At 65.5% G+C, this 24,860-nt stretch carries 19 protein-coding genes; 7 read left to right on the top strand and 12 right to left on the bottom strand.

Going from position 1 to position 24,860, the window contains the following annotated elements:
- Positions 1 to 3: 3 nt before the first annotated feature.
- Genes WHH00_RS17830 through glyA form a run of 6 tightly spaced genes read right to left on the bottom strand, consistent with a single transcriptional unit; the run spans position 4 to position 8,007 of the window.
- Positions 4 to 1,377, bottom strand: coding sequence for an L-serine ammonia-lyase (locus WHH00_RS17830; RefSeq protein ID WP_406634885.1), 1,374 nt, complete (start codon positions 1,375 to 1,377; stop codon positions 4 to 6).
- A complete protein-coding gene (locus tag WHH00_RS17825) occupies positions 1,378 to 2,016 on the bottom strand; it encodes a sarcosine oxidase subunit gamma (RefSeq protein ID WP_406634883.1) in 639 nt (212 codons plus the stop codon). It abuts the gene before it with no gap.
- Positions 2,009 to 4,954: a sarcosine oxidase subunit alpha family protein gene (locus tag WHH00_RS17820; RefSeq protein WP_406634881.1), complete on the bottom strand. Its 2,946-nt coding sequence runs from the start codon at positions 4,952 to 4,954 to the stop codon at positions 2,009 to 2,011. Before WHH00_RS17820 ends, WHH00_RS17825 begins: the two co-directional genes overlap by 8 nt.
- Positions 4,951 to 5,388: a sarcosine oxidase subunit delta gene (locus tag WHH00_RS17815; protein WP_350001459.1), complete on the bottom strand. Its 438-nt coding sequence runs from the start codon at positions 5,386 to 5,388 to the stop codon at positions 4,951 to 4,953. Before WHH00_RS17815 ends, WHH00_RS17820 begins: the two co-directional genes overlap by 4 nt.
- A gap of 37 nt (positions 5,389 to 5,425) precedes the next feature.
- Positions 5,426 to 6,646 (bottom strand): sarcosine oxidase subunit beta family protein, encoded by a 1,221-nt coding sequence (locus tag WHH00_RS17810; RefSeq protein ID WP_231457663.1) that lies wholly within the window; start codon positions 6,644 to 6,646, stop codon positions 5,426 to 5,428.
- Positions 6,643 to 8,007, bottom strand: coding sequence for a serine hydroxymethyltransferase (glyA, locus tag WHH00_RS17805; RefSeq protein WP_406634878.1), 1,365 nt, complete (start codon positions 8,005 to 8,007; stop codon positions 6,643 to 6,645). The genes WHH00_RS17810 and glyA overlap by 4 nt, the downstream gene beginning before the upstream one ends.
- A 169-nt stretch (positions 8,008 to 8,176) precedes the next feature.
- Here glyA and WHH00_RS17800 point away from each other — a divergent pair, with 169 nt between their 5' ends.
- Together WHH00_RS17800 and WHH00_RS17795 are read left to right on the top strand one after the other, a co-directional pair.
- Positions 8,177 to 8,848, top strand: a complete 672-nt coding sequence (locus tag WHH00_RS17800; RefSeq protein ID WP_350001455.1) for a GntR family transcriptional regulator — start codon at positions 8,177 to 8,179, stop codon at positions 8,846 to 8,848.
- 109 nt (positions 8,849 to 8,957) lie between these two features.
- A complete protein-coding gene (locus WHH00_RS17795; RefSeq protein ID WP_406634876.1) occupies positions 8,958 to 10,163 on the top strand; it encodes an MFS transporter in 1,206 nt (401 codons plus the stop codon).
- Positions 10,164 to 10,190: 27 nt separating this feature from the next.
- On the opposite strand, the gene WHH00_RS17790 is transcribed toward WHH00_RS17795, so the two are convergent.
- From WHH00_RS17790 to WHH00_RS17770, 5 genes are all read right to left on the bottom strand, one after another.
- The gene (locus WHH00_RS17790; protein WP_406634874.1) at positions 10,191 to 11,279 is read right to left on the bottom strand and encodes a LacI family DNA-binding transcriptional regulator; all 1,089 of its coding nucleotides are present in this window, start codon (positions 11,277 to 11,279) and stop codon (positions 10,191 to 10,193) included.
- Between the two features lie 38 nt (positions 11,280 to 11,317).
- Positions 11,318 to 12,223, bottom strand: coding sequence for a carbohydrate ABC transporter permease (locus WHH00_RS17785; protein ID WP_406634873.1), 906 nt, complete (start codon positions 12,221 to 12,223; stop codon positions 11,318 to 11,320).
- Positions 12,220 to 13,101, bottom strand: a complete 882-nt coding sequence (locus WHH00_RS17780; protein WP_231457669.1) for a carbohydrate ABC transporter permease — start codon at positions 13,099 to 13,101, stop codon at positions 12,220 to 12,222. Before WHH00_RS17780 ends, WHH00_RS17785 begins: the two co-directional genes overlap by 4 nt.
- Before the next feature lie 111 nt (positions 13,102 to 13,212).
- Positions 13,213 to 14,547, bottom strand: coding sequence for an ABC transporter substrate-binding protein (locus WHH00_RS17775; RefSeq protein WP_406634871.1), 1,335 nt, complete (start codon positions 14,545 to 14,547; stop codon positions 13,213 to 13,215).
- 43 nt (positions 14,548 to 14,590) lie between these two features.
- Positions 14,591 to 16,027, bottom strand: a complete 1,437-nt coding sequence (locus tag WHH00_RS17770; protein WP_406634869.1) for a family 43 glycosylhydrolase — start codon at positions 16,025 to 16,027, stop codon at positions 14,591 to 14,593.
- A gap of 280 nt (positions 16,028 to 16,307) precedes the next feature.
- Here WHH00_RS17770 and WHH00_RS17765 point away from each other — a divergent pair, with 280 nt between their 5' ends.
- Together WHH00_RS17765 and WHH00_RS17760 are read left to right on the top strand one after the other, a co-directional pair.
- The gene (locus WHH00_RS17765) at positions 16,308 to 17,867 is read left to right on the top strand and encodes a glycoside hydrolase family 32 protein (RefSeq protein ID WP_406634867.1); all 1,560 of its coding nucleotides are present in this window, start codon (positions 16,308 to 16,310) and stop codon (positions 17,865 to 17,867) included.
- A 130-nt stretch (positions 17,868 to 17,997) separates the two neighbouring features.
- A complete protein-coding gene (locus tag WHH00_RS17760; RefSeq protein WP_406634865.1) occupies positions 17,998 to 18,804 on the top strand; it encodes an IclR family transcriptional regulator in 807 nt (268 codons plus the stop codon).
- Positions 18,805 to 18,872: 68 nt separating this feature from the next.
- Here the strand turns inward: WHH00_RS17760 and WHH00_RS17755 are convergent, their stop codons facing one another.
- Entirely contained in the window at positions 18,873 to 19,805 is a 933-nt protein-coding gene (locus tag WHH00_RS17755) for a LysR family transcriptional regulator (protein ID WP_406634863.1), read from the bottom strand.
- Positions 19,806 to 19,964: 159 nt separating this feature from the next.
- Between WHH00_RS17755 and WHH00_RS17750 the strand changes: the two genes are divergently transcribed.
- From WHH00_RS17750 to WHH00_RS17740, 3 genes are all read left to right on the top strand, one after another.
- Positions 19,965 to 21,269, top strand: a complete 1,305-nt coding sequence (locus tag WHH00_RS17750) for an SRPBCC family protein (RefSeq protein ID WP_406634861.1) — start codon at positions 19,965 to 19,967, stop codon at positions 21,267 to 21,269.
- Entirely contained in the window at positions 21,266 to 22,681 is a 1,416-nt protein-coding gene (locus WHH00_RS17745) for a ferredoxin reductase (RefSeq protein ID WP_406634859.1), read from the top strand. Before WHH00_RS17750 ends, WHH00_RS17745 begins: the two co-directional genes overlap by 4 nt.
- 255 nt (positions 22,682 to 22,936) lie before the next feature.
- Complete coding sequence (locus WHH00_RS17740) at positions 22,937 to 24,859, top strand: BCCT family transporter (RefSeq protein WP_406634857.1); 1,923 nt, start codon at positions 22,937 to 22,939, stop codon at positions 24,857 to 24,859.
- Position 24,860: the final 1 nt, after the last annotated feature.

Raw genomic sequence — 24,860 nt, 5'->3', positions numbered from 1 at the left:
GGTTCAGCACTCGATCACATTCACGGCAAGGCCCCCTCGGGACGTTTCCTTGTACTTGGTTTTCATGTCGGCACCCGTCTCGCGCATCGTCTTGATGGCTTTGTCCAGGGACACCTTGTGGCTGCCGTCGCCGTGCAGGGCAAGGCGGGCGGCGTTGATGGCCTTCACGCTGGCGATGGCGTTGCGCTCGATGCAGGGGATCTGCACCAGCCCGCCCACGGGATCGCACGTCAGGCCCAGGTTGTGTTCAATGCCCACCTCGGCGGCGTTTTCCACCTGGGCGGGCGTGCCGCCCAGCACCTCGCAGAGCCCGGCGGCGGCCATGGAGCAGGCGGAACCCACTTCGCCCTGGCAGCCCACCTCGGCCCCGGAGATGGAGGCGTTGATCTTGAACAGGATTCCGACGGCGGCCGCGGCCAGCAGGAAGCGGACCACACCGTCGTCGTTGGCGCCGGGCACAAACTTCACGTAGTAGTGCAGCACCGCGGGAACGATGCCCGCCGCGCCGTTGGTGGGGGCGGTGACGATGCGCCCTCCGGCGGCGTTCTCCTCGTTCACGGCCAGCGCGAACAGGTTCACCCATTCCATCGCCCGGAGCGGATCGGTCACGCCGGTGTCCGCGGTCAGGGTCTGGAACAACGACGGCGCGCGGCGGCGGACGTTGAGCCCGCCGGGAAGGATGCCTTCCGCGGCACAGCCGTTGTCCACGCATTCGCGCATGACCGCCCAGAGCCCCAGCAGCTTCTCCCGGAGTTCGGCTTCAGTCCGCCAGGTCAGTTCATTGGCGAGCATCACGTCGGAGATGGACATGCCCTCGCGCGCGCAGATCTCCAGGAGCTCGTCGGCTGTGCTGAACGGGTAGGGCAGGACGGTGGAGTCCGCCACCACCCTGTCGCCGGCGTCGGCGTCCCCGTCAACAACGAAGCCGCCCCCAATCGAATAGAAGCTCCGTTCGCTGAGGACTGCTCCGGTGTGGTCCAGGGCGCGGAAGGTCATGCCGTTCGGGTGGGCCGGAAGGGACTTGCGGCGGTGCAGCAGCACGTCCTCGTCCCAGTTGAAGTCCACCCGGTGGTCCCCGCCGATCCAGAGTTCGGCGTTCAGGGCCGCGGCGGCCACCTGGTCATCGGCCGTGAAGGTGTCCACGGTTTCGGGGTCCAGCCCCTTGAGGCCCAGGACCACGGCCTTGTCCGAGCCGTGGCCCCGGCCGGTGGCGCCGAGGGAGCCGAACAGCTCGGCCTGCACGCGCCGGGTGGAGCTCAGGTGTCCGTCGCCCTTGAGCCCGTCGGCGAACAGCTTCGCTGCCCGCATCGGGCCGACCGTGTGTGACGACGACGGCCCGATGCCAACGGAGAACAGGTCCAGGACGCTGAGGGCCATTTAGGGGACCTCAGGCGAGGCGTACTCGCGCATTGCATCGAGGAGCCAGCGGCCCAGGAAATCCGCGAACGACGCGCGGGGGAAGAGCCGGAAGCTCTCCTCGCCGGTTTTCCAGAGCACCACGGGGATGTTGCCGATTTCGGTGGACAGTGCCGTTCCGGCCTTCAGGACACGCGGGTGCAGGTCCAGTGAGCAGCCCTTTTCCAGGACGGCCCTTGAGCGCGGCCCGGTGAGCTCGAAGGTGGTGCGGTTGGCGGAAAGGTCCACCACCTGGCCGGCGCCGTCACCCAGGGCTTCACGGAGAGCCTGGAGCAGGTCGCCGCCCAGGGACTCGTGGGCTTCCCTCGGGGCCACCACCAGGAACTCTTCAGGCCCGAGCCACAGTACGGACGTTTCACCGCTGCCGGCCACGCCGCCGCAGACGGACGGCAGTCCGCCGGTCACGCCGGCGATGCGCTGTCCGGCGTCGCTGTCCCGGTCGACTCGGAGGCCCACCATAGTCAGGAAGGCCACTTCGCTGATTTCCACCACGCCCCGGACGGAACCGGTTTCAAAATCTGCGCGGAGCTGGGCGGCGGGGCTGACACGGAGTGAGAGGTTCTTCTCGTAGGAGGTTGCGGGTGCTGCTGTTTCAGCCATCTTTGCGGGTCCCTTCGGGGTCAAAAAGTACGGTTTCGGCGACAACGACGTCCACCAGCTGATCGCCGGCGGCAGCCACCAGGGTTTCGCCGATGCGGTTGCGGCCGTTCTTGATCAGGGCCAGGCCAAAGGACCTGCCGAGCGCCGCGCTGTGGTAGCTGGAGGTGACGAAGCCTTCCATCGGGACCGGGCCGTAGGCGGGGTTGGTGGAGCGGCCCTTTTCCACGAGCTGGGTGCCTTCCGGCAGCCGCAGCGTCCCGTCCACGGGCAGCACGCTCACCAGGTGCTTGCGGTCCTCACGCTGGCCGTCGGCCCGTGAGTAGGAGCGCTTGCCGATGAAGTCCTTGGCCTTGGAGACGATCCATTCCATGCCGGCATCCTGCGGGGTGACGGTGCCGTCCGTGTCCTGGCCGACGATCGGGTAGCCCTTCTCGGCGCGGAGCACGTGCATGGTCTCGGTGCCGTACGGGGTGATGTTGAATTCGGCGCCGGCGGCTGCCACGGCCTCCCAGGTGTTCAGCCCGTACCAGGAAGGCACGTTGATCTCGTAGGCCAGCTCACCGGAGAACGAAATCCGGCAGATCCGGGCCCGGACGCCTGAGGCGAGGGTGGTTTCGCGGAAGGTCATGAACGGGAAGGCCTCGGCTTCCAGCCCGCCGTTGGCGGCCAGTTCCGGTGCCACCTTCGCCAGGACCGCACGGGATTTGGGCCCGACGACGGCGATGGTGCTCCACTGTTCTGTCACCGAGGTGCAGTGCACGTCCAGCTCCGGCCATTCGGTCTGCAGCCATTCCTCCAGCCAGTCCAGCACCTTCGCGGCGCCGCCGGTGGTGGTGGTCATGAAGTAGGTGTCGTCGTCGAGGCGCAGGGTTACGCCGTCGTCGAAGATCATGCCGTCCGCCATGCACATCACGCCGTAGCGGGCGGAACCCGGGGCGAGCTTCTTGAACGCGTTGGTGTAGATCCGGTTGAGGAACTCGCCGGCATCCTTGCCCCGGATTTCGATCTTGCCCAGGGTGGTGGCGTCCATAAAGCCCACGGACTCGCGGACTGCCGCGCACTCACGCAGGACGGCGGCGTCCATGTCCTCCCCGGCCTGCGGGTAGTACCAGGGCCGCTTCCACTGCCCCACGTCCTCGAACAGTGCGCCCTTTTCGACGTGCCACGGGTGGATGGACGTCTTGCGGGCGGGGTCGAACAGCTCGCCGCGCTGGCGTCCGGCAAGTGCCGCGAAGGCCACGGGGGTGAAGGGTGCGCGGTAGGTGGTGGTGCCGATGTCGCCGATGCCGCGGGAGGCTTCGCCGGCCGTCCGCAGTGCGGCGGCGATGACGCCGATCGCGTTGACGCCGGAGGTCTTGCCCTGGTCGTTGGCGGTGCTAATGGAGGTGTAGCGCTTGATGTGCTCCACTGAGCGCATGCCGGCTCCGGTGGAGCGCAGCACGTCAGCCACGGACTGGTCGCGCTGGAAGTCCACGTAGTGCTGGTGCCAGTCGTCCGGGGTGCCCTGCTCGCCGGGGACCAGCCACAGCTGGCGGGTGGGGGCGGAGGCCTTCGGCTCGGTGAGCGGTGAAGGTTCGACGGCGGATGCAAAGCCAGCCGCGATCGCGGCAGAAGCTCCGGCGGAGATGCCCTCGGCCAGGCAGTCGGCCAGCTCGAAGCTGCCGCGGCCGGAGCCGATGGTCTGCTGGTTGGGAACCACGGTGCTCGGCACGAAAGCGGCCAGCTCCTCGTCCCAGCGCAGCTTGCCCTGCCGCTGCGAGTGCAGGTGCACCAGCGGGCTCCAGCCGCCGGAAACAGCCAGCAGGTCGCAGGCGATCTGCTCGATGCCCGAGGTGAGCTCGCCGTCGTCGTTAATGCTGCGGACGGTGACGCCGTCCAGGCGGCCGTCTGCCGATTCTGAAGACGTGTTGGCAACGGCACTGCCGATCAGCACCCGGGTGCCGGCCTCGACGGCGGCAGCAGCCACCGCGGTGAGCTGCGGACGGGCGTCCACCACGGCGGCGACCTTGACGCCGGCGGCGCGCAGGTCCGCGGCCACGGCGTAGGCGCTGTCATTGGTGGTGCCGATGACCACGCGCTGCCCGGCGGCCGCGCCGTAGCGGTTCAGGTAGCTGCGGACGGCGGAGGCGAGCATGATGCCGGGGCGGTCGTTGTTTTCGAACACCAGTGGGCGTTCGTGGGCGCCGGGAGCCAGTACCACCTGGTTGGCACGGATGTGCCAAATACGCTGCCGGGATACTCCGGAGGCGGCGGGGGAGGACAGGTGGTCGGTGCGGTTCTGGACCGCGATGACGTAGTTGGCGTCGTAGGCGCCGAAGGCCGTGGTGCGGTTCAGGACGGTGGATTCGGCGCCTGAGACGAGCTCGGCTTCAACGTCAGCTACCCATTCGAGGGCGGGCTTGCCTTCGATGGTCTCGGCCAGTCCGGGTGCCGTGGATCCGGACAGGAGGGACCCGCCCAGTTCGGGCTGGTCGTCCAGGAGCATCACGCGGGCTCCGGTGCGGACGGCTTCGCGGGCCGCGGCCAGGCCGGCGGGGCCGCCGCCGACCACCAGGACGTCGGTGTGGACGTACTTCTTGTCGTACTCGGCGCGGTCCTCCTCCGGGTCCAGCTTGCCCAGGCCGCTGAGCAGTTCCGCCTTCAGGCCGTCCACCAGGGTGACGGTGGTGGCAGGGAGCATGGACTCCGCGACGTCGCCCGGGAACCGCGCAGCGATCTTCACCATCGCGTTGGATTCCTCCACGCCGGCTGACATGATGCCGCGGGGCCGGTCCTCGTAGAGCGAGTTGCCGGCGTTGATGCGGCCGTTGGCGATCAGGGCCGAGGCGAGGGTATCGCCGGGGTGGCCGGTGAATTCCTCGCCGTCCACGGTGAAACGCCAGGAAATGGTGCGGTCGATGCGGCCGCCGGAAGCGAGGCGGGCGTTCTGGGAAGTCACTTGGTTGCTCCTTCCGGGGCGGTGGTGCCGGCGTTGGTACTTGGTGCGGGGAGGCTGGTGCCCGAAATGCTCGTTCCGGATGTGCTCGGGGCCGCGGTCCCGGTGGTGGTGCTGTCAGCGGCAAGGCTGGCGGTGCCGGTTTCGGCGGTCACCTTGCCGGCGGCGTCCGGGCGGGGCGTGCCCATCGGGTAGATGGCCTGGATCTCGTAGGTGACGGTGTCGCGGAGCATGTTGAACCACTGGCGGCAGCCGGTGCTGTGGAGCCAGCGCTCGGCGAAGGCGCCCTTGGTGTTGTCGCGGTAGAACAGGTACTCGGCCCACTGGCGGTCGGTCAGCTCGTTGGGGTTTTCCGGGTAGGGCACGTGGGCCTGGCCGCCGTAGTGGAACTCGGTCTCGTCGCGGGAGCCGCAGTTGGGGCAGGAGATGAGCAGCATGTGCGTCTTCTTTCTAAAGTGCAGTGTTCGCTGGCGGCTAGTGGGCCACGGCGGCGGCGCCGTGTTCGTCGATCAGCGCGCCGGTTTCGAAGCGCTCCAGCGCAAACGGCTTGTTAAGCCTGTGCGGGGTGCCGGTGGCGATGTTGTGCGCGAAGGTCATGCCGGCCGCCGGAGTGGCCTTGAAGCCGCCGGTGCCCCAGCCGCAGTTCACGAACATGTTCTCCACCGGGGTGTTGCCCACGATCGGGGAGGCATCCAGCGTGGTGTCCACGATCCCGCCCCAGGTCCGGAGGACGTGGGCCCGGGCGAAGATGGGGAAGAGCTCGACGGCGGCGGCCATCTGGTGCTCGATTACGTGGAAGGAGCCGCGCTGGCCGTAGCCGTTGTAGGAGTCCACGCCGGCGCCCATGACCAGTTCGCCCTTGTGCGCCTGGGAGACATAGACGTGCACGTGGTTGGACATGACCACCGTGGGGTGGACCGGCTCGTGCAGTTCGGAGACCAGCGCCTGCAGGGGGTGGGACTGGATGGGGAGCCGGAACCCGGCCATCTCGGCCAGGACCGAGCTGTGCCCGGCGGCGGCCAGGCCCACCTTTTCGGTGTTGATGGTGCCGCGGTTGGTCTTGACGCCCACCACGCGGTTGCCGTCCTTGACGAAGCCGGTGACTTCGCAGTTCTGGATGATGTCCACGCCCATCTCGTCGCACTTGCGGGCGAAGGCCCAGGCAACGTGGTCGTGCTTGGCGATGCCTGCACGGGGCTGGTAGGTGGCGCCCATGACGGGGTAGCGGATGTTGTCGCTGATGTTCAGGATGGGGCAGAGTTCCTTGACCTGCTTGGGGTCCAGCCACTCCGCGTCCACGCCGTTGAGCTTGTTGGCCCCCACGCGCCGCATGCTTTCACGGACGTCGCCCAGAGTGTGGGCAAGGTTCATGACGCCGCGCTGGCTGAAGAGGAAGTCATACTCGAGCTCCTCGGGCAGGATCTCCCAGAGCTTGAGGGCGTGCTCGTAGATGGCCGCGCTCTCGTCCCAGAGGTAGTTGGAGCGGATGATGGTGGTGTTCCGGGCCATGTTGCCGCCCGCCAGCCAGCCCTTTTCCAGGACGGCGATGTTGGTCATGCCGTGGTTCTTGGCCAGGAAGTAGGCGGTGGCCAGGCCGTGCCCGCCGCCGCCCACAATCACGGCGTCGTAGGAGGACTTGGGCTCCGGGTTGCGCCAGAGGAAGTCGGGGTGCTCGGGGAGGAGGTCTGCGCTCACTGGGCCGCTCCAATCAGGTCTGCTTCGAAGGCTGCAACGTCCGTGCCGCCGTCGTTCTGGGAAAGGTGGGGGTAGAGGGGGAACTTTTCCGCCAGGGCGGTGACGCGGGCGCGGAGTTCGACGGCGGTGCTGTCGCCCAGGGACTTGGTCCCAGAGGCGACGCTGCCTGCCGAGGCGATGAGCGCCGTCGCAATAATGTCTGCGACCTCCGTAAATTCCTCGGCGCCGAAGCCGCGCGTGGCGAGGGCCGGCGTGCCGATCCGGAGGCCGGAGGACACCATCGGCGGGCGGGGGTCGAAGGGGACCGCGTTGCGGTTGACGGTGATGCCGATGCGGTGCAGGGCGTCTTCGGCCTGCTGTCCGTCCAGCTCGGAATTGCGGAGGTCCACGAGGACCAGGTGGACGTCGGTGCCGCCGTTGACCACGGAGATTCCGGCCGCGGCAACGTCGTCCTGGAGGAGCCGTTCGGCGAGGAGCTTGGATCCTTGAAGGACGCGTTCCTGGCGTTCCTTGAATTCGGGGGATGCGGCGAGCTTGAAGGCCACGGCCTTTGCAGCGATCACGTGCTCCAGCGGGCCGCCCTGCTGGCCGGGGAACACGGCGCTGTTGATCTTCTTGCCGTACTGCTCCTTGGCCAGGATGACGCCGCCGCGGGGGCCGCCGAGGGTCTTATGGGTGGTGGTGGTGACGACGTCGGCGTACGGCACCGGGTTCGGGTGCAGGCCGGCGGCAACCAGTCCGGCGAAGTGGGCCATGTCCACCATCAGGTAGGCGCCAACGAGGTCGGCGATGCGGCGGAACTCGGCGAAGTCCAGCTGGCGGGAGTAGGCGGACCAGCCGGCAACGATCAGCTTTGGGCGGTGCTCCAGGGCAAGGGCCTCAACCTCGGCCATATCGATGCGGAGGTCGGATTCGCTGACGTGGTACGGGACCACGTTGTAGAGCTTGCCGGAGAAGTTTATCTTCATGCCGTGGGTCAGGTGGCCGCCATGGGCCAGGCTCAGGCCCATGATGGTGTCGCCCGGGTTCAGCAGGGCGAACATGGCGGCGGCGTTGGCCTGTGCACCGGAGTGCGGCTGGACGTTGGCGAATTCGGCGCCGAACAGGGCTTTGACCCGGTCGATGGCCAACTGCTCCACAACATCCACGTGTTCGCAGCCGCCGTAGTAGCGCTTGCCCGGGTAGCCCTCGGCGTACTTGTTGGTGAGGACCGAGCCCTGTGCCTCCATGACGGCGGACGGGGCGAAATTCTCGGAGGCGATCATTTCCAGCGTGGACTGCTGGCGGCCCAGCTCACTGGCGATGGCCTGCTGGACCTCGGGATCGACTACCGAGAGTCGCTCGTTCAACTGCTCAACCACGGGTGCTCCTTTGAAATACCACTTGCTGTCTAACTGATATATCAGTGTGAGCTCAATGGTATGATTGGGATCACAGCAGAGTCAATAGCTGCATGAAAGTGGCACAGGACTTCCGGTTGGAGGCGTGGTCACTGCATGGAAGAGTCAGCACGGAGAACGGAGCGGCACTGTGAATGCACTTCTTGCCCTGCCTCAGACTGAGGACGAGGCGCCATCCCAGGCGGAGGCCGCCTACCGGCAGCTGCGGGACAAGCTGATCATGCTGGAAATCCGTCCAGGGGAGCCCATTAACGAGGGCCAGCTCGCGGCCGAGCTTGGGTTCGGGCGCACCCCCGTGCGGGAGGCCATCAAACGCCTGGAAGTGGACCACCTCGCCGTTTCCTATCCGCGCCGCGGGACCTTCGCCACGAATGTGGACTTCACCGAACTGGCGGATGTTTCGGAGATCCGCGAACTGCTGGAGCCGCTGGCCGCACGCCGGGCAGCCAAGCGGGCCAGTGAGAGCATGCGCCGCGAACTCCTGCGGGTGGCGGAGGCCATCGCGGAACTGGGGCCGGGCCAGGCCGAATCGCGCGAACTCATGCGCTACGACCTCATGGTGCACCGGCTGATCTATAAGGCCGCTGCCAACCCGCACCTGGAAAGCACCCTGATCCGTTACGACAACCTGGCCACCCGCATCTGGTGCGTGGTGCTGGACAAGGTGCCGTCAGTCAGCGGCCACATCACCGAGCATGTGGACCTGCTTAAAGCAGTGGCCGACGGCGACGCCGACAAGGCAGCCGAACTGGCCCTGCACCACGTCACCAGCTTCGAGGAAACCATCCGCAAGGTGCTGTAACCCCCTGCGACGCTCTCTCACTTAACGCCGCCTCAACCGGGATCCTCTCGCACTTAACGGCGCCCAAACCGGAACCCTCTCGCACTGAAAAGGATGGAAGAACGCAACGATGCCCGCTGCCACCCGGAACGCACAGGACCGCACTGTCAGGTTCGGCTTCGCCTTCATCGGCGTTCTGCTCATTGCAGTCAACCTTCGGGTGTCCTTTGTCAGCGTGGGACCCGTCCTCGCGAACATCAGCTCCGACCTTGGTTTGTCCAGCGCTGCGGCGGGGTTCCTGACGGGCCTTCCGCTCATTGCTTTCGCCGTCTTTTCACCCCTGGCGCCCGGCTTCGCGACCCGCCTGGGCCTGGACCGTGCGCTGTGGATGTCGCTGCTGATCCTGGCTTCGGGCATTGTGCTCCGCTCCCTGCCTGTTCCCGGCTTCATCTGGGTGGGCACAGCACTCATAGGCCTCGCAATCGCGTTCCTCAACGTCCTGGTCCCTTCGCTGGTCAAACGGGATTTTCCCACGAAGGTCAGCAAGCTCACCGGAAGCTACACCGCCACCCAGGCCGCCTTTGCCGCCATGGGGGCCGCCGTCGTCGTACCCGTTGCCCAGACTTCCACCGCGGGATGGCGGCTTGCCCTCGGTATCTGGGTGGGACTTGCCCTCATCGCCATGGCGGTGCTCCTGCCCTGGCTGCGCCGGCACAGCTCCGGTACCATGAATGCCGCCACGCCGGAAGCCTCCCACCAGTCGCCTTGGACCTCGGCTTTGGGCTGGCAGGTGACCATTTTCATGGGGCTGCAGTCGATCGCCTTCTACGTCCTGATGGCGTGGCTGCCGACCATCGAACAGAGCCGCGGGGTCCCGGCGACTACCGCCGGCATCCACCTGTCCGTTTTCCTGCTGGTCAGCGTTTTCGCCAGCCTGCTGGCAGGGGGCATCCTTCACCGCGGGTCGGACCAGCGGCTCGTTTCCTTCGCCAGCGGCGCGGTGATGGTTGTGACGTTCCTGGGCCTGGCGCTCGCACCGGACCTTATCCTGCTGTGGGTCCTCCTGGGGGCGATCGGGTGCGGCAGCCTCATTGTCATTGCCCTGTCCCTGTTCAGCCTCCGGACCGTGAACTATCCGCAGGCGGCATCATTGTCCGGCATGGCGCAGTCGGTGGGCTACGGCCTGGCTGCTGTGGGGCCGGTGATGTTCGGTGCGCTTCGCGATCTGAGCGGAGACTGGACGCTTCCGCTCCTGGTCACCGCGGGCATCATGGCGGTCCTTGCCGTGACGGGTGTGCTCGCGGGGCGGAACCGGGTGATCAGCGCACCGGCATGACCACCCGCCGTCGTACTTTTATCCAGGTCAGGCCCGCGCCTGGGCCTTCACCGAGGTCCGTTCCACCGCTGGGCAGTGGATTTTCGCAACCCCGCCCGTGCCGGTTCCGGGCGCCCCGTCAAGCCCGAGCAGCATCCGCACACCCGCCGCGCCCAGTTCGTAATGGGGGAGGGACACGGTGGACAGCGGGGGCCGCAGGTGGGCGGCAATGACTTCCTGGTTGTCGAACCCCACCACGGCCATGTCGTCGGGGATGGACAGGCCGTGCTCGCGCAGGCCGTCGTAGAGGCCCATAGCCATCCGGTCGTTGTAGCAGTACACCGCGGTAACGCCGCGCGTAAGGAGATCGGAGGTGGCCCGGTAGCCGCCTTCCTGGTCCGGATATGCTTCCAGCACCAGCTCCGGATCGAACGGAACACCAGCCTTTTCCAATGCTTCCCGGTACCCCTGGAGCCGCCCGTCCTTGGCCGGCGCCGGAATGGTGGCGTTGATGAAGGCGATCTTCCGGTGCCCGTGCCCCAGCAGGATGTCCGTGGCTGAGCGGCCACCCTGGACCTCGTCGGGCACCACGGCCCGGGTTCCCGGTTCATTGGAGAAGCAGTTGACCAGGACGAAGTCGGCTTCGCGGAGCGGCGCCGGAATGTCCGTCTGGCGGTGGAACCACGTGGAGTAGAGGATGCCGCGGACTTTGTATTCGAGCATCATCTGGATGGCGTCCTGCTCGAGTTCGTTGTTGCCCTCCGTGTTGGCGATGAGGAGGGCGTACCCGTGCTTCCACGCCTCGTCCTGCGCGCCGTGGATGATCTGGCCGGCAAAGGGCGTGGTGGCAACGCCGTCGGCCACCAGCCCGATGAACCTGGACGTGCCGCTGACCAGGGTCTTGGCCATCGCGTTGGGCCGGTAACCCAGGGTTCGGATGGCGTCCTGCACCCGCCGGCGGGTTTCCTCGGCGATCCGGGCGGCCTTTTTCTTGTTAACCACCAGGGACACTGTTGCCGTGGAAACACCGGCCGCTTCTGCCACGTCCCGGAGGGTAACGGGGTGCGCGCGCTCCGGGGTTTTCGGCGCCCGGGCGCCAGGGACCGGCGCCTCCGCACCATTCTCCATTGAACTCATCTGCCCTCCTTGAGGAGTATATCCATCCGCCGTTGCCGTCATCCCTTGGTCGCCCCGCTTTCGAGTCCCTGGATCATGGCCTTGTTGAGCACCAGGAACACCAGCAGCAGCGGGGTGATGGTCACGCATACGGCGGCGAACGTTGCCGTCCAGTCCACCTTGCCCATGGCGCCAATGTAGTTCTGCAGCCCCAGCGGAATGGTCTTCAGGTCCTCGGACAGGACGAACGTGTTGGCGAAGATGAAGTCGTTCCAGATGAAGATGCTGTTGACCAGCACCACGGTCACCACGGTGTTCAGGGACAGCGGCATGGTGATCAGGCCGAAGATCCGGTACGGGCCGGCGCCGTCCAGGGACGCTGCCTCGTACGTTTCCTTGGGGATGTACTCGTAGAACGAGCAGAACAGGTAGATGGCCATGGGCAGCGAGAACCCGGCCAGCGGGATGATCATGGACAGGTACGTATCCAGCAAATTCACTGCCGAATAGTCGATGAACAGCGGGACCAGGGCGATTTGCACCGGGACGATGATGCCGATCAGGAACAGCCCGCGGACCAGCTTGCTGAGCCGGAACCCCAGCACCTGGATGGCGTAGGCGGCCATCATGCCCAGCAGGACGATCAGGATGTTCGCCCCCATAGTGACGATGAAGCTGTTGAGGATGTTCCGTCCCAGGTCCCCTGTTTCAAAGGCCCGTGCATAGTTCTCCCATGTCAGGGAGCTGGGCAGGGCGAAGGGATCGCCGGTGGCGAAGTCCTGTTCGGTGCGGAGGCTGGTCAGGAACAGCCACGCCAGCGGGTACACCTGCACGATCACGATCAGCATGATCAGCACGCGGGACAGCGTCCGGAACAGGTCCGGCCTGCGCCGGCGGCGCTTTCCGGGAGGCCGTGAACGTACGACGGCGGCGGGCGGGGTGGGTGGGGCTGCCTGGGTGATCATGAGTCTGCCTTCCGCTTCAGCAGGAACAGGATGAGGCCGACGGCGACGAGGCACTCAACCACGATGAACACGGAGATGGTGCTGGCGTAGCCGAAGTCCGTGCTGGTGAACGCCGTCTTGTACATGTAGGTGGTGAGCAGTTCCGAGGACTGCCCCGGACCGCCGTTGGTCATCAGGTAGGGGATGTCGAAGCCGCGCAGCCCGTAGGTGGTGGCCATGATGGTGGTGGTGATCCATACCGGACGGATGTAGGGGAAGCGGATCTTGGTGAACAGTGTCCACCGCGAAGCGCCGTCCAGGACGGCGGCTTCCTCAAGCTCCTTGGGCACCGCGAGCAGGGCCGCGTAGATGATGAGCATGTACAGGCCGGTGAAACGCCAGCCCTCCGGTGCGGACACTGCTGCCAGGACCGTGTTGACGTCCGAGAGCCAGGGCCGTTCCAGGCTGCCGAGGCCTACCCAGTGGAAAAGCTGGTTGAGCAGGCCCACGGGTTCCAGGGAGTAGATCCGCACGAAGAGGAAGGCGATGGCCACGGTGGAGATGACGGCCGGTAGCAGGTAGAGGGTCTTGATCAGCTCGCGTCCGCGGCGGAGCGAGGTCAGGAGGCTGGCCACCACCAGGGCGCCGCCGAGCTGCAGGACCAGGCAGATGGCCAGGTAGATGAGGGCGTTCAGGAACGCCCGCCAGAAGATATCGTCGGCAACGAACATCCGGACGTAGTTGTCCAGGCCCACGAACTCCATGTCGCTGATGCCGTTCCAGGAAAAGAAGCTCAGGAACAGGGACTGGAGGATGGGAAAGAGGACTGCTGCGCCGTAGAGGAGCAGCGGCGGAAGCAGGAAGACCAGGACCGAGGTCCGTGACCTGTTGGGCAGCATCCTGTTGGGTTGCATGGCGGGGCCTTTCGGGGCCTTGCGGGCGGGGGAGCGCTGGGATCCCCCGCCGCGTTGGTTACGTTAAGAAGCAGTGGCTGGCTGAAGAAGCAGTGCTTACTTGAAGAACTTCGGGGCGTTCTGCGCGATGGTCTTGTCCATGGTTTCGGTGAACTGCTCAGGCGTGATGTTGCCCTGCACCAGCAACACCAGCTCCTGCTGAAGCCTGCCGTTGGTGGTCGGATCCAGCTGGGTGTCCCACGGCATGGCCTGCTTGGAACCGAGGCTGCTGGCCTGGTCCAGGGCCTTCTGGTACAGCGGCGTGGCGTTGGCCGGAACAACGGTTTCGACGTCGGTGGTGGGGGACAGTGCCCCGGTGGCGGCATATTCAGCTGGGTACTTTTCCAGGGCGAACTTGAGGAAGTCGCTCACCAGGGGATCGTAGGTCTTGGCGTTCACTGCCATGCCGATGCCGGACGGGGACACGAACTCGTTGGCTCCCGTCACGGACCCTGCGGTGGTGGGGAGGGTGAAGAAGTCGATGTCGTTGCGGACGGCCGGGTCCAGCTTGTCCGTGGCCAGGCTGGGCAGTTCCCACGTGCCGATGTTGTACATGGCGGCCTGTCCGGAGGTGAACTGGTTTTGCGCGTCCGAGTAGCCCTGGGCGGAGAAGCCGTCCTGGAAGCACTTGGCCTTGCCCAGTTCCGCCATCCAGTTCACGGTCTTCTGGCCGGCGGGATCGCTGAACTTCGCTTCGCCCTTCTTCAGTTTCTGAACGAACTCGGGGCCCGCTTCGCGGAAGGGCTGGTAGGCGATGTAACGCTCCAGCGGCCACTGGTCCTGGCCATCGATGGCAATGGGGGTGATGCCTGCGCTGCGCAGGGCGGTGCACATGGCCGGGATGTCATCGAGGGATGTTGGTACCGTCACTCCGGCCTTCTCCAGCAGTGCCTTGTTGTACCAGATGAATTCCAGCTCGAACTGGAAAGGGATCATGTAGAGGGACCCGTCGTCGAAGCGCTGGTAGTCCAGGGCGCCAGGACGGTAGTTGTCGTAGATGTCCAGCGATTCCAGCAGCTGCTCGGCGTCCATCATTTTGCCCTGCTTGGCCAGCTGCTGGGCGAAAGGCGTGGCGTCCGTGTCAAACAGTTCGGGCAGCTTGTTGGCTGCCGCCAGGGTCTCGAGCTTCTGGATGTAGGAGGGCCGGTCCGGGGTGGTAATCAGGTTGAGCTCAAAGCCCGGGTGGTCCTTGGCATAGTCCTCGGCGAGCTTCTTCATGATGTTGATGACCGCGCCGTCGGCAGGACGGGACAGCAGCCACGAGATTTCGCGGGCCTTGATCTCGCCGGTGGGGCTGACGTTGGAGGGATCGGTGGAGCTTGCGCCGCCACAGGCGGTGAGCGCCAGGGCGGTAACGGCTGCTGCTGCGGCAGCGCGGAGCATTTTCTTCATTGGGTCAATCTCCCTTGATTGGAACGGATGGGTTGGGTGATATTCAGTTGTCGGTGCGCTTGCGTACTTCGAACTCTGTGACGGTTACGGTGCCCTCGCCGGCGAACACGCCTATTCCGCCGGCGGGGAGGTCGTAGATGCGGGTGCTGAGGGCAACCTGGCGGTCCACGACGGCGACGCACAGGTCGCCGTCTACCACCACTTCCAGCGTGTGGCTGCCGGGCGAAAGGTCGCAGGGGCGTTCCAGCTCGATGGCGTAGGGAACGTCGCCCGAGACATGCCATTGGGCTTCTCCGGTGATGGCCCTGGGCCACCGGTCGAACACCAGGCGCCCGCGCTTCGGTTCGAGGCGGAGGACGTAGGAGTGGTCACCGTCCGGGCTGGCGCGCAGCAGCAGCCCGCATTCGGTGGTGCCGGCCTGGATGTCCAGCACCGTCCTTGCATAGAACTGCGTGGGCAGATCGTTCGCTGCGACGGCGGCGCTGTAAGAGTCCGGTACGTCCAGCCGGATGGGCAGCGGGCTCTCCAGCTCAAGCGGGACCCCGTCCCAAAAGCTGTCCACCAGCTCGTCGGCCAGGCCGAACGCCAACGTCCCGTCGGGGTTCTGCCGTGCCTCCAGGACGGACATGGTGCCCGCCCACTGCCAGGCGCCGTCGTCGGAATTGCCTTCCTTGCTGGCAATCCAGCCGAAGAAGAACCGCCGGCCGTCCCGCTCCGCCGTCTTGGAAGCGTAGAACGCACGCCCGTCGATGCTGTCCAGGTCCGGGACGGTCCACGGTCCCGTGGGCCCCTTGGCCATCCGGTACCGGGTGGTGAAGGTCTCGGAAAACTCGGAGTAGACCATGTACCACCAGCCGCCCCACTCGAACACGTCAGGGCATTCATGGGTGACGTACCTGCGGGGATCCCAGAAAGGTTCGGTGTGCTCCCAGGTCATCAGGTCCGTGGAGACGCACTGGGCGATGACGCCGCGGCGGCGTTCGGGGCCGTCGGAGTGCCGGGCCGCCAGGAGCATCCGCCACAGGCCGGCTGCCTCGTCACGGAAGACGAAGGGATCCCGCCAGTCCGCGGACTCGAGCCCGTCCGGCGCGCCGAACGTAAGCTCGGGGTGCTTGGCCCAGGTGCCCATGCCGTCCGTGCTGGTGGCATGCATGACCAGCTGCAGCGGCAGTCCGTCCGTGCCGAGGTTGCCCGGATTCTGCCCCGTATAGAACAGGTGGTGGATGCCTGACTCGTCAGCAACGATGCTTCCGGTGTAGCAGTTGAAGTCCAGGTCCTCCGTGGTTCCGTGGGGAAGGGCAACGCCATGGTCCTGGAACTGGGTGAGGTCCTTGGTGGTTACCAGATTCCAGGCCGTGCCGGGCTTCGGCTCGGTGCGGACCTCGTGAAGGTAGAAGAGCCAGAACTCCCCGTCTTTTTGGAAGGGGATGAGGTCGCCAACCCATGCGTCCGCGGGCTGGAAAAAAACTGGGTAGCTCATCGGCGTTGATGTCCATTTCTGCTAAAGCGTTTGATCACACTGAAGCTAGCGCGAAAAGCGAGGCTGATCAAGCGTTTTAGCAAAAATTGTTCTGAAGCGCGGTTTGCGACGTTCTGAGGAGGGGTTCATTTTTGCTGAAACGCTTGACCACACGGTTGCCGCTGGGTATGTTCTTCTGCTAAAGCGCTTAAGCAAGCCGATGATCCCATCAGCGAACCAGCGAAGGTTCCATCACCCCGAGCGCCCGGCGGAACAGCCGCCCCCTGAGAGGAAGTCAACGATGACACATGCCTTTTCCCGCCGCCACGTCCTGCAGGGCACCGGCGCAGGAGCGCTTGCCGTGTTCATGGGCAGCGCCACATCTGCCGTACCGGCCGGGGCCGCACAGGCCTCACTGCGGGCCGCGTACCACATGACGCCGCCTGCCGGCTGGCTGTGCGATCCGCAGCGCCCGGTATTCCTGGACGGCAAATACCACCTCTACTACCTGCACTCCACGCAGAACAACGGCCAGGGCGGCTGGGACCACGCCACCACGGCAGATGGCGTGGCATTCACCCACCACGGCGATGCGCTGCCGCTGCAACCAGATTTCCCGGTGTGGTCCGGATCGGCCGTGGTGGACACCGCCAACACGGCGGGCTTCGGCGCGGGGGCCGTCGTAGTCCTTGCCACCCAGCCCACCGGCGGCATCCGCAAGTACCAGGACCAGTACCTGTACTGGTCAACGGACGGCGGCTACACGTTCACTGCGCTGCCGGACCCGGTCATCGTGAATACGGACGGCAGGGCTGCGGTCGCGCAGGCGGAAATCGACAACGCCGAATGGTTCCGGGATCCCAAGGTCCACTGGGACGCGGCGCGCAGCGAGTGGGTCTGCGTGATCGGCAGGGCACGGTATGCGGCCTTCTATACGTCCCCGAACCTGCGCGACTGGCAGCTGAAGCGCAACTTCGACTTCCCCAACCCCGCGCTGGGCGGCATTGAGTGCCCTGACCTGTTCGAGATGACGGCCGACGACGGCACCAGCCATTGGGTGCTCGGCGCCAGCATGGACGCCTACAGCGTCGGGCTGCCCATGACCTACGCCTACTGGACGGGAACGTGGGACGGGGAGCAGTTCCTGGCCGACGACGTCACCAATCCGCAATGGCTGGACTGGGGCTGGGACTGGTACGGCGCGGTGACGTGGCCGGCTGCAGAAGCTCCCGCGACGCGGCGGTACGCGATCGGCTGGATGAACAACTGGAAGTACGCCGCCCGGGACGTTCCCACCGACGCCTCCGACGGGTACAACGGGCAAAACTCGATCGTGCGGGAGCTGCGCCTGGCACGCCAGGGAGGCGGCTGGTACAGCCTGCTCAGCAGCCCCGTTGCAGCGCTCTCGAACTACGCCGCTTCAACCACCACGCTCCCGGACCGGACCGTGAACGGCAGCTACATCCTGCCCTGGTGCGGCCGGGCCTACGAGCTGGAACTCGACATCACCTGGGACACCGCCACGAACATCGGGGTCTCGGTGGGCCGCTCCGCCGACGGCGCACGCCACACAAACATCGGCAAGTACGGCAGCGAGCTGTACGTGGACCGTGCACCCTCGGACCTTGCCGGCTACTCGCTGGTCCCATATACCCGGGCCGGGGCGCCCATCGACGCTGCCGCACGCTCGGTGCACTTGCGCATCTTCGTGGACACCCAGAGCGTAGAAGTCTTCATCAACGCAGGCCACACAGTGATCTCGCAGCAGGTGCACTTCGCGGACGGGGACGCCGGGATCTCCTTCTATGCAGACGGCGGCCCTGCAACCTTCTCCGGCATCACCATCCGTTCGTTCGAGTAGCCGGCCAGGCGAAACGGCGGCCCCCACGCGGAGGTGGGGGCCGCCGTCGTTACCGCGCCCAGCGGTGGCCTGCGCTGATCTGCGCATCTGGTTGATTTCACGCGGCGCTTGCTACTTGAGAGTATTAGCCATGGCTTCGAACAATGAGCGCGAACCCGACGTCGATGCTGAAGCGGGCCACGGCGGCGTCCAGTCAGTGGACCGCGCCCTCGCGGTACTTGAGATCCTGGCGCGGGACGGCCACGCCGGCGTGAGCGACATCGCCGAGGAAATGGGCATCCACAAGTCCACTGTTTCGCGGCTGCTGGGATCACTGGTGAGCCGGGAAATGGTGCACCAGAACAGTGAACGCGGAAAGTACCAGCTGGGATTCGGCATCCTGCGCCTGGCCAGCTCCATCCCCGGCAGGTTGAGCCTGGTGCGGGAGGCCCGTCCGGTCCTGGAGGCGCTGGCGGACCAGTTCAAGGAGACCGTGAACCTTGCCGTGCTGCGCTCCAACTACGCGGTGAACGTTGACCAGGCGATGGGGCCCTCAACGCTGGCCACGTATGACTGGGTGGGCAGCCTGACCCCGCTGCACGCCACCTCCAGCGGTAAAGTCCTGCTGGCCGCGCTGTCCGTGGATGACCGGGACCGGATCCTGAAGGAGACAGGCCTGCCGGCACGCACCCCGCGCACTATTACCAACCGCAAAGAGCTTGAAACCGAGCTGATTACCGTGGCACGGGACGGCTACGCCGTCACCCAAGAGGAATTCGAAATCGGGATCAACTCCATGTCCGTGCCGGTGTACAGCCACCTGGGAACGGTCATTGGCGCCATCAGCATCTCCGGTCCGGCCTTCCGCTTCGACCCTGCGAAAGAGCCGGGGCTGGCCGGGGGCCTCAAGGAGGCGGGCCTCCAGGTGAGCGCCAAGATGGGCTACACCCCGCGCTGAGGCTCCGGCGTCCCGGGGGGAGGGATAAGGAAGCTGCCAAACGCCAGGGCGCCCCACGCCGGCAGCTCTTAGAGATCCTCTTCAAGCCGGGCGGTGAGGATCCGGTTGGCGTTGGCCTGCAGGATGCCGAGCGACTCCTGGATCAGGGGTGAGGCGATGCTGCCCCGGCGCACCGCGGCCACAATGCGGCGCGTGGGTTTGGCCTTGCCGGTGATGCGCAGCCGGACCACGTTTTCGGCACCATGCAGGGGCGCCAGCCGGGGCAGCAGGCCGACGCCCAGGCCCGCACCCACGAATGCGATGTGGGTTTCCCATTCAATGGCTTCATGGGCAATCCGAGGTGTCACCCCCACTGCCGTGAACGCCGCGGTGAAGAGGGAATGGTAGGTGGAACCGGCGGTCTCCGTGATCCAGGGTTCCGAAGCCAGCTCTTCGAGCGTCGCTGTCTCCCGTGATGCCAGCGGATGGTCACGGGGAATGATCACGTCCAGTGGATCGTCGAGCAGGACTCTCTGCTCGAAGCGCGGATCGTCCTCACCATAACTTTCGGACTGCATGGCGACAATGACTGCAAGGTCGATTCGTTCCGCAACCAACAAGTCGAAGCAGCGGGCCGGATCAGCCTCAAGAACCTGCACTTCGAGCAGGGGGCGTGTTGTGCGCAGGGCAGCGGCCAGCGGCGCGAGCAAGTGGGCGGCTGCGGAGGAGAATCCGCCGAGGCCAAAGTGGGGCTGCACCTGGTCGCCGGCCTCCATGGCTGAGGCGCGCAGGCTCTCCCACTGGGCAATGAGTGGATCCGAGCCCGCCACCAGGAAGCGTCCCGTGGCGGTAAGTCGCACGCCCCGGCCGTCTTTCGCCAGCAGCTGCATTCCAAGCACACGCTGGAGCTCCCGCAATTGCGCGGAGACGGCAGAGGGGGAATAGCCCGTGAGCTCCGCGGTCGCGCCTATGGTGCCGCACCGGGCGAACACGCGGAGGGTAATGAGCCTTGGATCGATCATGCACCTATTCTGCATGGTTATCTTCAAAATCTTGCGCTTTTGTTGCAGTTCATGTGTCCCTAATCTCATCACTACAAGGTCTTCGACCACGCCGCTGGCACCCGCGACCCCGTGGTTGACACGCAACACCCGCTACCCATGCCTCCCGGGAGAAAACCCATGACTGCTTCAGTGAACGTGCCCCTCAATTCACGCGCAAAACTCGCTGCATCATTGCCTGCCGAGCAGCTGGCAGAAATTGCCGCGTTGTTTGAGTTCCGGCGCACCGGCTACTCCCTCGATGCACCCTTCTACACCGATCGCTCGATCTTCAACATCGACATGGAGGCCATTTTCGGCCGGCACTGGATCTTTGCCGCCAGCACCGCGGAGCTCCCGGAGCCGGGCGACTACGTCACCGTCGACTACGGGCCCTACTCCCTGATTGTGCTGCGCAACGACGACGGCGGCGTGAACGTCCTGCATAACGTATGCCGCCACCGCGGCGCCCGCGTCCTCACCGAAGCTGCCGGGTCAACTGGAAACCTGGTCTGCGGCTACCACTCCTGGACCTACTCCCCGGAGGGCAACCTGATCCATGCCTCCGCGCCGGGGGAAACAAAGTTCGACAAGAGCTGCTTCGGCCTCAAGCGCGCCCACGGCCGTGAGGTCGCCGGACTGATCTTCGTCTGCATTGCGGATGAACCGCCGGCGGACTTCGACGAAACCGCAAAGATCTTTGAGCCCTACCTGGCGCCCCACGATCTCTCGAAGACAAAGATCGCCTACCAGCAGAACATCATCGAAGAGGGCAACTGGAAGCTCGTCATGGAGAACAACCGCGAGTGCTACCACTGCGACGGACACCCTGAGCTCGCCTGCTCCCTCTTTCCCACCTGGGGCCTGACGGAGGGCCTGATCCCGACCCATCTTGAGGAAGTGTGGGACCGGAACAAGGCGGCCCAGGCCTCCCTCGAGGAACGTTGCCGCCGCTACGGCCTTCCCTACGAGGTGGTCGAGCAGCTTGACACGCGCATCGCGGGAATCCGGATCTCACGGGAATCGCTCGATGGAGAGGGTGAATCGTTCTCCGCCGACGGGCGCAGGCTTTCCAAAAAGCTGCTCGGCGACTTGCGCGACTTCCGCCTGGGCCGCTGCTCGATGCACCTGCAGCCCAACAGCTGGTTCCATTTCCTCGGCGACCACGTCATCACGTTCGGTGTCTTCCCCATCAACGAACACCAGAGCCTGGTACGCACCACGTGGCTGGTGGCTGATGACGCCGTGGAGGGCGTCGACTACGACCTGGAGAAGCTCACCTACACCTGGAAGCAGACGAACCTGCAGGACAAGGCGTTCGTGGAGCTCTGCCAGCAGGGTGCCGGCAGCCCTGCCTACGAGCCCGGTCCCTACATGAAGAGCGAATACCAGGTCGAGGCCTTCATCAACTGGTACGTGCAGCGCGTGCAGGAGCACTTGGCATGATTGAACTCCTCACCGAAACGGCAATCCAGGAACCACAGCGTATCCGCGGTCTTGAGATGCCGTGGAACAGGGTGATGGGAAGCACCGAGACGCCCGCCCGGGCAGCCCGTGCCTTGGGCCCATGGCATCCGCAGGAGTTCACCGCCGAATGCGTCGAGACCGTTCCCGAGGCCGGCGCCATGATGACCTTCGTGTTCCGCCGCTGCGACGGTGCGCCCCTGGCGTTCCGCGCGGGCCAGTACGTGAACGTCGCGTTTCCCGTGAATGGCGAGGACCAGGAACCGGTAGACCGCAGCTACTCGCTGTCCAGTTCGCCCACCCAGCCGTGGACCTTCAGCATCACGGTCAAGTGCGACCCCACGGGACTGGTCTCGCCATGGGTGCACGAGAACATCAAGCCGGGCACGGTTCTTGAGATGCTGGGACCGGTGGGGGCATTCCACCTCCCCGATGCGGACCGGCGGGCACGGTACCTCTTGCTTGCCGCCGGCGCAGGCATCACTCCCATCATGTCCATGGTGCGGACCATCCACTCCCTGCCCGGACACGCCGATGTTGTGGTGCTCTACCACGGCTCGGATGCCGGAGGCTTTGCCTTCCACCGGGAATTGGCCTACATCGCCTCCGTAGACCCGCGCGTCAAGGTGTACTACTCCCTGGGCGACCGCAGCGTGCCGGAGGGGTGGGAAGGACTCAGCGGAAGGCTGACGGCGGACATGCTCGAGGAGGTGGCCCCGGACGCCAACGGACGCCAGGTGTACGCCTGCGGTCCTGAGGGTTACCTGAACACCGCCACCGAACTGCTCAAGAAGGTCGGTGTCGACGACACCTCCATCTACGTGGAGTTCTTCTCCGGAGACCGCCAGACGCTCCTTGAATACCAGGCGGAGGTGGCACTTGCGGCCGACGTCGCGGAGGAAATCGCCGAGGAGATCGCCGAATCCGCCGAGGACTACTTTGAAAGCCAGCCCGCCGCGTTCGGGCTCTACGAGCCCGGCTACGACGCCGACGGAACGCTGCAGGCCTCGGGACTGCCGCTGGAAGTCAGCAACCCGGATGTACCCGGTTCCGGCCCCTCCGCCGACAGCCCGGGCGGGGAGCCGGAAGCCGGTCCCGCTGATGCCTCGAGCTTCGACACGGTGGGAACAGGCAGCCTCACCATGTCCTTCATGCGTACGGGCATCAATGTGCGGATCGACCCCACCGAGCGCATCCTCGAGGTGGCCCAGCGTGCGGGTGTCCGGATTGGCGCAAACTGCAAGGAAGGCATGTGCGGCTCCTGCAAGGTCGTCAAGCTTTCAGGGGACATCGAGATGAACCACCAGGGCGGAATCCGCGCACGGGAAATCTCCGCGGGAAAGTTCCTGCCCTGCTGCTCCACCCCGCAGACGGACCTGGTGATCGATGCCTGACTCTGTCCCGGGGCCGCTGTCAAGATGCAGCCGAAACCCCTGAAATAGGGCTTAAGAAAGCAAAAAAACCTTGACATGCCGCTGTGGCCCGCGCCACGCTGTTGCTTATTACGAGACGCGTTGATCCTTGCGGAACAACTGACCTGCTAAGTACAAAGCTGATTCTGCTCACTGAATGCCAAGAAGCTCGACCTTCCGACCGGCCTGGGGACGCCGGAGTACAACGCCCAATGAATTCAAACCAAAGGACCTGCCATGGCTTTGAACAGCGACATCCGCCCGGATGCCCAAACCCCTCTTGAGCTCAAGGATCCCCAACCCATTCCTGCACCGGAGAACTCTCCGTCCACCCATGATTCACACGTCGCGGAGGACACCCAGCAGATCATGCAGGAACTCCGCCAGACCAAGGCCGAGCAGGCTGTTGCGGAGCGGCGGAACCGTAAGCTCACCCTCGACAAGGCGACCTTCGGTATCACCGGCATCCTGGCCCTGGCGTTTGTGGCCTGGGGCTTCCTGGGCCGGGACAGCCTGGCCGCAACCTCCACGCTGGCCCTTGATTGGGTGATGGAATACACCGGCTGGCTCTTTATGGTCCTGGCTTCGCTGTTCGTCGTTTTTGTCCTGTGGCTGGCCCTGGGCAAATGGGGCAACATCCCGCTCGGCAAGGACGGGGAAAGGCCCGAATTCCGGACGGTCTCATGGATCGCCATGATGTTCGCGGCCGGCATGGGCATCGGCCTGATGTTCTACGGCGTAGCCGAGCCGCTTTACCACTACATCGCGCCACCGCCCGGCACCGTGGACGGCCGGACGCCCGCTGCCATCCAGACGGCCATGGCCACCTCCATCTTCCACTGGACCCTGCATCCCTGGGCGATGTACGCCGTCGTGGGAATCGCCATGGCCTACGGCACCTACCGCCTGGGCCGCAGGCAACTGATCTCCGCCGCCTTTACGTCCCTGTTCGGCATCAGGACGGTGGAAGGGCCGGTAGGAAAGTTCATCAACATCCTGGCGATCTTTGCCACGCTGTTCGGTACGGCGGCCTCCCTGGGACTCGGCGCCCTGCAGATCGGCAGCGGGCTGAGCTCAAACGGCTGGATGGGCGAGGTGGGTACGCCCGTGCTCGTGGCCATTGTCGCCGTCCTGACCGCCTGCTTTGTGGCCTCAGCAGTGTCCGGCATCAGCCGCGGCATCCAGTGGCTGTCCAATATCAACATGGTCCTGGCCGTGGTCCTGGCGCTCATCGTCTTCATCGCCGGCCCCACGCTCTTCATCCTCAACCTCATCCCGGCAGCGGTGGGCGACTACGCCAGGGACCTGGCCGAGATGGCGTCCCGCACCGAGGCCGTGGGGGACGAGGCCCTGCGCACCTGGATGTCCGGCTGGACCATCTTCTACTGGGCATGGTGGGTGTCCTGGACGCCCTTCGTGGGCATGTTCATTGCCCGCATCAGCCGTGGACGCACCATCCGCCAGTTCGTCACCGGCGTCCTGCTGGTCCCAAGCGTTGTCAGTGTCATCTGGTTCGGCATCTTCGGCGGCGCCGCGTTCAAGGTCCAGGAGAAAGCGGACCAGGCGAACCAGCCGGGGCTGGTGGCCATGACTGACGGATCACCGTCCATCGACTTCGACGGAGCACTGTTCGACCTCGTCAACAACCTGGCCATGCCGGGCTGGCTGACCGGAGCAGTCATTGTCCTGGCCATGGTTTTGGTGGGAATCTTCTTTGTCACCGGCGCCGACTCGGCGTCCCTGGTGATGTCCTCCCTGAGCTCCAACGGTTCTGCCGAACCAAAACGCGGGCTGGTCATCTTCTGGGGGCTGCTTACCGGCGCCGTGGCGGCAGTGATGCTGCTCGCCGGAGGCGACAAGCCCTCGGAGGCGCTGTCCGGCCTCCAGCGCATCACCATCGTGGCAGCCCTGCCGTTCGTGCTGGTCATGCTGCTGCTCTGCTTCGCCCTGGTGAAGGACCTGCGCCGGGATCCGCTGTCCCTGCGGCGGCGGCTGGCTGACTCGGTGGTGGAGCGCGCCATCCGGACCGGCGTGGACCAGCACGGCGGCGTCCAGTTCGATCTCGTTACCAAGCACCAATGTGATCAGCACTGTTCGGACGGCGGCCCCTGCGCCGCTTCCCCGGCTGACACCCAAGTTCCCGCAAAGAACCAGGAGTAGA

Origin of the sequence: Pseudarthrobacter quantipunctorum, from assembly GCF_045291495.1 — a bacterium.
GTDB classification, from domain to species: Bacteria; Actinomycetota; Actinomycetes; order Actinomycetales; family Micrococcaceae; genus Arthrobacter; species Arthrobacter quantipunctorum.
Note: the sequence above shows the minus strand (reverse complement) of the source record. Positions and strands in the feature narration are given on the sequence as shown.